Here is an 8,681-nt window from a genome sequence, read left to right as displayed (position 1 = left end):
CGTGGGCTCGCTGCGCTCGCCCCGCAGCCCGCGAAGCGGTGAACCCGGCGGTGCGGTGAACCCGGCGGTGCGGTGAACCCGGCGGTGCGGTGAACCCGGCGGTGCGGTGAGCTCGCTGGTGCGTGGGGCGCTCGTGCGGGGACATGGGCGCCCGGCGGTTTTTCGCCGGGCGCCCGCCGTCAGCCCAGGCAGCCCGGGCCGAGCAGCGCCTTCAGGTCGCCCTTGAGCGACGGGGTCGGGTTGACCCGCAGCGCGTCGTCCAGCTTCAGCAGCGTCTGCCGACTGCTGTTGATCACCAGGTTGAGGTGCACCTCGGTCGTCCCCGGATGTGCCGACAGCACCTCCTTGAGCGAGGTCACCAGCTTCGGGTCGCAGCGCGACGCGTTCAGCTTCAACCTCAGCGCCTGGTTGCCCAGCTCCGCGAGGTCCGGCACCACCAGGTCGTTGGCGATCAGCGAGATGCGGTCGTCCCGCTTCGCGACGCGCGCCTTCACCAGCACGATCGCGTCCTCGACCACGGACATGCCGTGCACCACGTAGCTCTTGGGGAAGAACAGCACCTCGATGCCACCGGCGAGGTCCTCCAGCATCGCCGACGCCCACGGCTCGCCGTTCTTGTTGACCCGCCTGGTCACCGACGCGAGGATGCCGCCGAGCGTGACCTGCGTGCCGTCCGCGACGTCGCCCTCCAGGATGCGGGCGATGGAGGCGTCCGAGTAGGACTCCAGCACCTGCTCGACCCCGTTGAGCGGGTGCCCGGACACGTACAGGCCCAGCATCTCCCGCTCCAGGGTCAGCTGGTGCTTGGACTCCCAGTGCTCCTCGGGGATGCGCACGTCGAAGACGCTGCCGTTGCCGTCGTCCCCGCCGTCGCCGAACAGGTCGAACTGGCCGCGCGCCTCCTCCTTCTTGGTCAGCATGATCGCGTCCACCGCCTCGACGTGCACCATGTGCAGGCCCTTGCGGGGGTGGTTCAGCGAGTCGAAGGCGCCCGCCTTGATCAGCGATTCCACGACCTTCTTGTTGCAGACCGTGGCGTCGACCTTGCGCAGGAAGTCGGAGAAGTCGGTGAAGCGGCCCTTCTCCTTGCGCGCCTTGATGATCGCGTCGACCACGTTCGCGCCGACGTTGCGGATCGCGCCCAGGCCGAACCGGACGTCCTCGCCGACCGCGACGAACTCGCGCTCGGACTCGTTGACGTCCGGCGGGAGCACCGTGATGCCCATCCGGCGGCACTCGGCCAGGTAGATGGCCGACTTGTCCTTGTTGTCGGAGTTCGTGGTGAGCAGCGCGGCCATGAACTCGGCCGGGTAGTTCGCCTTCAGGTACGCGGTCCAGTACGAGACCAGGCCGTACGCGGCCGAGTGCGCCTTGTTGAAGGCGTAGTCGGCGAACGGGACGAGGATCTCCCACAGGGTCTTGATCGCGTCGGCCGGGTAGCCGTTGGCCAGCATCCCCGCCTCGAAGCCCGCGAACTCCTTGTCCAGGATCTCCTTCTTCTTCTTGCCCATCGCGCGGCGCAGCAGGTCCGCCTGGCCGAGCGTGTAGCCCGCCAGCTTCTGCGCGATCGCCATGACCTGCTCCTGGTACACGATCAGGCCGTAGGTCGTGCCGAGGATGTCCTCCAGCGCCTCCGCCAGCGACGGGTGGATCGGCGTGATCTCCTGGAGCTTGTTCTTGCGCAGCGCGTAGTTCGTGTGCGAGTTCGCGCCCATCGGGCCGGGGCGGTAGAGCGCGCCCACGGCCGAGATGTCCTCGAAGTTGTCGGGGCGCATCAGCCGCAGCAGGTCCCGCATGGGCCCGCCGTCCAGCTGGAACACGCCCAGGGTCTCGCCCTTCGACAGGAGCTGGTAGGTCTTCTTGTCGGTCAGCTCCAGCTTGTCGAGGTCGACCGGCTCCTTGCCGTTGATCGCCATGTTCTTGAGCGCGTCGTCGATCGTGGTGAGGTTCGACAGGCCCAGGAAGTCCATCTTCAGCAGGCCGAGCGTCTCGCAGGTCGGGTAGTCGAACTGCGTGATGATCGAGCCGTCCTGCGGGCGCTTCCACACCGGGATGTGGTCCATCAGCGGTTCGGCGGACATGATGACCGCGCAGGCGTGCACGCCCGCGTTGCGGATCAGGCCCTCCAGGCCGCGGCCGGTGTCGATGATCTCCTTGACCTGCGGGTCCGTGTCGTACAGGCCGCGCACCTCGGACGCCTCGGCGTACCGCTTGTGCTGCGGGTCGAAGATGCCCGACAGCGGGATGTCCTTGCCCATCACGGCGGGCGGCATGGCCTTGGAGATCCGGTCGGCGACGGCGTAGCCGGGCTGGCCGTAGAGCACGCGCGCGGAGTCCTTGATGGCCGCCTTCGCCTTGATGGTGCCGAAGGTGATGACCTGGGCGACCTTGTCGTCGCCCCACTTGTCGGTCACGTACCGGATGACGTCGCCGCGCCTGCGCTCGTCGAAGTCGATGTCGATGTCGGGCGGGCTGACGCGGTCCGGGTTCAGGAACCGCTCGAAGATCAGGCCGTGCGCCAGCGGGTCCAGGTCGGTGATGCCCATGGCGTACGCGATGAGCGCGCCCGCGGCGGAGCCACGGCCGGGGCCGACCCGGATGCCGTTCTCCTTGGCCCAGTTGATGAAGTCCGCGACGACCAGGAAGTACGAGGGGAAGCCCATCTGCAGGATGACGCCGATCTCGAACTCCACCTGCTTGGTGTGGACCTCGTCGACGCCGCCGGGGAACCTGCGGCGCATCCCCTCCCACACCTGCTCGCGGAAGTAGTCCGCCTCGGTCATGCCCTCGGGGACGGGGTAGCGCGGCATCAGGTTCTGGAAGGCGAACATGTCGGTCGTGTCGACCTTCTCGGCCACCAGCAGCGTGTTGCGGCAGCCCTCCTGCCACGCGTCCGAGGAGTCGATCGCGTACATCTCCTGCGGGGACTTCAGGTAGTAGCCGGTGCCGTCGAACTTGAACCGGCTCGGGTCCTGCAGGGTCTTGCCGGTCTGCACGCACAGCAGGGCCTCGTGGGCCTCGCGGTCCTCGGCGTACGTGTAGTGCGAGTCGTTGGTGACCACGAACGGGATGTCGAGCTTGCGGGCGATGTCGACCAGCCCGTCGCGGACCCGCCGCTCCAGCTCGATGCCGTGGTCCATCAGCTCGACGAAGAAGTTGTCGGCGCCGTAGATCTCGCGCCACTTGCCCGCGGCCTCGTAGGCCTCCTTCTCGTGGCCCAGGCGCAGCCGGGTCTGCACCTCGCCGGAGGGGCAGCCGGTGGTGGCCATGAGGCCCTTGGAGTGCTCGGCGAGCAGCTCGGCGTCCATGCGCGGCCACTTGCCCAGCTGGCCCTCGGTGGAGGCGCGGCTGGAGCACTTCATCAGGTTGTGCAGGCCCTCGACGGTGCGCGCCCAGATCGTCTGGTGCGTGTAGGCGCCGCTGGCGGACACGTCGTCGGCCTTCTGGCCGGGGTCGCCCCAGGTGACGCGCTTCTTGTTGAACCGGGACTCGGGCGCCATGTACGCCTCGATGCCGATGACCGGCTTGACGCCCGCGGCGGTGGCCTGGCGGAAGAAGTCGTAGGCCCCGTACATGTTGCCGTGGTCGGTGATCGCCGCGGCCGTCATGCCCAGCCGCTCGCACTCGGCGAACATGTCCTTGAGCTTCGCCGCCCCGTCGAGCATCGAGTACTCGGTGTGCACGTGGAGGTGCGCGAACGAGTCGGACACCAAACCCCCTATGAAGATCGGCAGCGGGCCCGGACGACGCGCGGGCGAGACCTCAGCGACTCTATACGCCGGGCGGGTGGCGGGCCGCCCGCCCGCGCCGAACCCGCGAGCGTCACACCGGGCCACCGGCGCAGGTCGCGCCCCGGTCACAGCGGCGGGCCACTCACGCGGTCGCGTCGCCGGGCGGGTAGCGTTCGGGGGTGTGGTCGCCCCTGATCCAGTAGATGTCCGTCTCCTTGCCGTGATCGCGGAGATGGGCCGCGCCGCCGTGCACGAGGTGGCCGCGCGGCTGGGCATGGACCCCAGGGAAGCGGCCATGCGGTTGATCACCCTGTCCGGCAGCGGGCTGCCGCTGCTGGTGGGCGTGGAGTGCGACCCGAACGGCATCCGCAAGGCGCTGACCAACAGCATGGCGTGGGGCAGCTACGCGGGCCCGGCGCAGCAGCCGGGCGCGCACTCCGGCCCGTACGCGCAGCCGGGCTCCGGTCCGCTGCCGCTGCCCGGCTCGGTCCAGGGCACCCCGTCCGGCTCCTACCCCGGTCACCCGGTGGTCGGGCCGCCGAGCCAGCCGTTCCCCGCGCAGCCCGCGCCGTCGGGACCGCTCCCGGTGCAGGAGGCGAGCCCGTGGGGCCCGCCGCAGACGGCCGGGTGGGCGCGCGGCGACCAGCCGCAGCAGGCCGCGCCGAGGACCCGCACCGGCAAGATCGGCAGCGTGCTGGAGACCGAGGGCCTCGAGGGCGCCCGGTTCACGATCCAGCTGGTCGAGGTCGTGGACCCGGCCGACTTCCTGTTCACCGCCGCGGGCTACAAGCTGGCCGACGGCGAGCGGGCCGTCGTGGTGCACACCGAGCTGGCGAACACCGGGAACGTGCCGTTCAACGCGCTGCCCGACATGTACCTGGTGCTGACCACCAGCACCGGCGAGACCGTGGCCAAGGCCCCGGTGTCGCTGTCCTCCCGGCCGCCGCACAAGATCGGCGTGCAGCCGGGTGAGACGGCGGGCGGCCACACCGTGTACGTGCTGCCGGAGAGCACGGTGGTCACGTCGGTGCGCTGGAGCGTGCGGCCCGAGGCCGACCTGAACACGCTCGTCTGGACCGTCGAGGACTGAGCGCGGGCCCCGCGCGGAGGACGTGAGACCGCTCACCCGAGCGGTCGACGAGCTCCACCCGATCGGACAACGCCTGCGGCGATAGCCTCGGTTCGGGCCCGTCCCCACCGTTTCACCTGCTGGTTCCCGCGCTCGACCCGCCCGACCGCCGCGCGGCCGGGCGCACCGGCACGTCTCGACCTGGTGAACTCCCGGAATTCGTGGTCCGTTCCGGGAAGCAGACCGGCTCCCCCGGCGTTGTCCACCGTCGGCGGCGAACCCGCCTGGCGCAGCGCCGTGGGGTCGAAGCCACCTCCTTGGACACCGTCGTCCCGCAGAGCCGCAAAGACGATCGACGACCTATCCGGGGGTTATTGCTGTGCAAGGACGTGGGAAGCTCGTCGCCCTGCTGGGCGTGCTGTGCTGCCTCGGCCCGCTGTCCATCGACGCCTACCTGCCCGCCTTCCCCGACATGGCGAAGGAGTTCGGGGCGGGCGAGTCGCAGATCCAGCTGTCGCTGACGACGTTCATCATCGGCCTGTCCGTCGGCCAGCTGCTGATCGGCCCGCTGTCCGACTCGATCGGCAGGCGCAAGCCGCTGCTGTTCGGGATCGGCTCGTACGTGGTGCTGTCGCTGGTGTGCGCGATGGCGCCGAGCGCGGTCGCGCTGGCCGCGTTCCGGCTGCTCCAGGGCCTCGGCGTCGCCGCGGGCTTCGTGGTGGCCATGGCCGTGGCCCGCGACCGGTTCTCCGGGCTGGCGATGGCGAAGTTCATGTCGCTGATCATGCTGGTCAACGGCCTCGGCCCGATGCTCGCGCCGGTGCTGGGCGGGCAGGTGCTGCGCTACGCGTCGTGGCGCGCGACGTTCGTCGTGCTCGCGGTCATCGCGGTGGTGCTGCTGGTGCTGATGGCCGTCGGCCTGAAGGAGACCCTGCCGCCGGAGAAGCGCCGCCCGCTGGACCTGGGCGGCACGCTGCGCGTGTTCGGCGGCCTGCTGACCGACCGGGTGTTCGTCGGCTACGTGCTGGCGTCGGCGTTCGCGCTGGGCGCGATCTTCGGCTACGTGTCCGGCTCGTCGTTCGTGCTGCAGGGCGTGTTCGGCCTGTCCCCGCAGGAGTTCAGCCTGGTATTCGCGCTGAACTCGGGCGGCATCTTCATCGCGGGCGTGATCAACACGGCCCTGACCGGCCGGATCATGCCCAGGGGCCTGCTGCGGATCGGCCTGAGCACGGCGGTGGCGGCCGGGATCGCCCTGGTCGTCGCGGGCCTGGTGGGCGGTGGCCTGGTGACGTTCCTGGTGCCGCTGTTCCTGGTCACGTGCAGCATCGGCCTGCTGATGCCGAACGCGGCGACCCTGGCGATGGCCAGGCACCCGGAGGCGGCGGGCAGCTCGTCGGCGCTGCTGGGCGTGTCGCAGTTCCTGATGGGCGGGCTGATGGCGCCGGTCGTGGGCGCGGGCGGTTCGACCAGCGTGCTGCCGCTGGCGCTGGTCATGGCGGCCTGCACGGCGCTGGCGCTGACCTCGTTCCTGGTGCTGACCAGGGGCGACAAGGGCATCACGAAGGACGAGCCCGAGGTCGTCGAGGCCGAGCAGAGCCCGGCCGCTTCGGCGGTCTAGCACTGCGGAACGCGAAAGGGGGGCGCCCACCGGTCTCGGTGGGCGCCCCCCTTCGCGTCGCAGGCCGGCTCGCGCCGGTCAGCTCACGCAGCGCGCGCCGGTCAGCTCGCGCAGCTCAGCTCAGCTCTCGGAGCGCAGCAGCTTGAGCGCGTGGGCGAGGTCGTCCGGGTACTCGCTGGTGAACTCGACCCACTCCCCGTCGGCGGGGTGGTGGAAGCCCAGCGTGCGGGCGTGCAGCCACTGCCGGGACATGCCCAGCCGCTTGGCGAGCACCGGGTCGGCGGTGTAGGTCAGGTCGCCCACGCACGGGTGCTTGAGCGCGGAGAAGTGCACCCGGATCTGGTGGGTGCGCCCGGTCTCCAGGTGCACGTCCAGCAGCGACGCGGCGCGGAACGCCTCCACGACCTCGTAGTGCGTGATGCTGGGCTTGCCGCCTGCCATGACCGCGAACTTGTAGTCGTGCTTGGGGTGCCGGTCGATGGGCGCGTCGATGGTGCCCTTGGTCGGGTCCGGGTGGCCCTGCACCAGCGCGTGGTACAGCTTCTCGACCGTGCGCTCCTTGAACGCCTGCTTGAGCACCGAGTAGGCGTGCTCGCTCTTGGCCACGACCATGACGCCGGTGGTGCCGACGTCGAGCCGGTGCACCACGCCCTGCCGCTCGGCCGCGCCGGAGGTGGACACGCGCACGCCCGCGGCGGCCAGGCCGCCGACCACGGTCGGGCCGGTCCAGCCGGGCGAGGGGTGCACGGCCACGCCGACGGGCTTGTCCACGACGATCACGTCGTCGTCCTCGTGCAAGATGATCATGCCCTCGACCGGCACGGCCTGCACCTGCACGGGCCGCTCGGGCTCGGGTAGGGTCAGCTCCAGCCAGGAGCCCGCCACCAGGCGGTCCGACTTGCCCGCGACGCGGCCGTCGAGCACGACGTCGCCGCTCTCGGCCAGCGCGGCGATGACCGTTCGGGAGAGCCCGAGGAGCTTGGCGAGACCCGCGTCGACGCGCATCCCGTCGAGGCCGTCGGGGACGGGGAGGGTCCGGTAGTCGCCGCTCACGCCTGTTCCTGCTTCCCGCCGTCGGCGGTCTCGCCTGCGGTCTGGTTCTCGGTGGTCTTGGGGGTGGTGCCCGCCGCGGTGGCGCCCGCAGTGGTGGTGCCCGCCGCGGTGGCGGTCTTGCCGGAGGGCTTCTTCTCGAAGCGGGTGCCGTCGTAGTCGCGCTGGAGCAGCGACATCAGCACGATCACGCCGCCGCCGACGCAGATGGCCGAGTCGGCCAGGTTGAACACGGGGAAGAAGCCGCCCCACGGGTCCAGCACGGACAGGAAGTCCACGACGTGGCCGCGCAGCGGGCCGGGCGAGCGGAAGACCCGGTCGGCCAGGTTGCCGAGCGCGCCGCCCAGCACCAGGCCGAGGCCGATGGCCCAGCCGACCGAGCGGAGCTTGCGGGCGATCCACAGGATGAACCCGACGACGCCGAACGCGATGATCGCCAGGACGATCGTCCAGCCCTCGGCCATGCCGAACGCGGCTCCGGGGTTGCGGATCAGCGGCAGGTAGAGCAGCCCGCCGAACAGCTCGACCGGCTGCCTGCCCTCCAGCTCGGCGACCGCGATCACCTTGGTGGCGATGTCCAGTGCCAGCACGACGGCGGCGATCACGCCGAGCAGCACGACCCGCCGCTGGGGCTGGGGCTCCGGCGCGGGCGAGGCGACCTCGTCGGGGGCGTCGGGTTCGGTGTTGGGGTCCGTGCTCACCCGGCCATTGTCCAGCATCGCGCGGCGAGGGGGCCGGTCAGGCCGGTGCGGGGGCCGGTCAGGCCAGGAAGGGCGGCAGGGCGCGGTCGTCCTCGGCGGGCTCCCAGCGGCCGTCGCGCTGGGTGTAGGCGACCTTGGGGCCCTCGGTGACGAGGGAGCGCAGCGCGGCGACGAGGCGGTCCACGTGCGCCTCGGTGGAGCCCAGGCCCAGGGAGGCGCGCAGGGCGCGCTCGCCGCCGGTGAGGCGGTGCACGGCGACGTGGGCGCAGAACGCGCCGTCGCGCACGCCGATGCCGTGCTCGGCGGACAGGGCGGCGGCGAGGTAGCCGGAGTCCTGGCCGGCGACGGTGAAGCTGACCACGCCGACCCGGTCCTGCCCGGAGCCGAACAGGGACAGCTCGCGCACGCCCGGCACGGTCGCCAGGCCCGCGCGCAGCCGCTCCAGCAGGGCCCGCTCGTGCGCGACGGCCCGCTTCCAGCTGCGGCCGAGGACGTCGCAGGCGACGGCGAGC

6 protein-coding genes are annotated in these 8,681 nt (G+C 71.2%); 2 read left to right on the top strand and 4 right to left on the bottom strand.

Going from position 1 to position 8,681, the window contains the following annotated elements:
* Positions 1–179: 179 nt before the first annotated feature.
* Complete coding sequence (dnaE, locus tag ACTUAL_RS31440) at positions 180–3,710, bottom strand: DNA polymerase III subunit alpha (protein WP_096496445.1); 3,531 nt, start codon at positions 3,708–3,710, stop codon at positions 180–182.
* A gap of 241 nt (positions 3,711–3,951) precedes the next feature.
* Between dnaE and ACTUAL_RS31435 the strand changes: the two genes are divergently transcribed.
* Positions 3,952–4,821 carry an AsnC family protein gene (locus tag ACTUAL_RS31435; protein ID WP_096496446.1) on the top strand — a complete coding sequence of 290 codons (870 nt, stop codon included), beginning with the start codon at positions 3,952–3,954 and terminating at the stop codon, positions 4,819–4,821.
* A 358-nt stretch (positions 4,822–5,179) separates the two neighbouring features.
* On the top strand, positions 5,180–6,418 hold the full coding sequence (locus ACTUAL_RS31430) for a multidrug effflux MFS transporter (protein WP_440902766.1): 1,239 nt from the start codon (positions 5,180–5,182) through the stop codon (positions 6,416–6,418).
* Between the two features lie 120 nt (positions 6,419–6,538).
* Here ACTUAL_RS31430 and ACTUAL_RS31425 read toward each other — a convergent pair whose 3' ends face one another.
* The 3 genes from ACTUAL_RS31425 to ACTUAL_RS31415 all read right to left on the bottom strand — a co-directional run.
* The gene (locus ACTUAL_RS31425; RefSeq protein WP_096498043.1) at positions 6,539–7,423 is read right to left on the bottom strand and encodes an RluA family pseudouridine synthase; all 885 of its coding nucleotides are present in this window, start codon (positions 7,421–7,423) and stop codon (positions 6,539–6,541) included.
* Positions 7,424–7,467: 44 nt separating this feature from the next.
* The gene (gene lspA, locus ACTUAL_RS31420) at positions 7,468–8,169 is read right to left on the bottom strand and encodes a signal peptidase II (RefSeq protein ID WP_440902765.1); all 702 of its coding nucleotides are present in this window, start codon (positions 8,167–8,169) and stop codon (positions 7,468–7,470) included.
* A gap of 58 nt (positions 8,170–8,227) precedes the next feature.
* On the bottom strand, positions 8,228–8,681 hold a 454-nt coding region (locus ACTUAL_RS31415), incomplete at its 5' end, for an aminotransferase class V-fold PLP-dependent enzyme (protein ID WP_440902764.1).

The organism is Actinosynnema sp. (genome assembly GCF_052038725.1).
The sequence above is the reverse complement of the archived record's forward strand: the minus strand, read 5'-3'. Positions and strand labels throughout refer to the sequence as shown.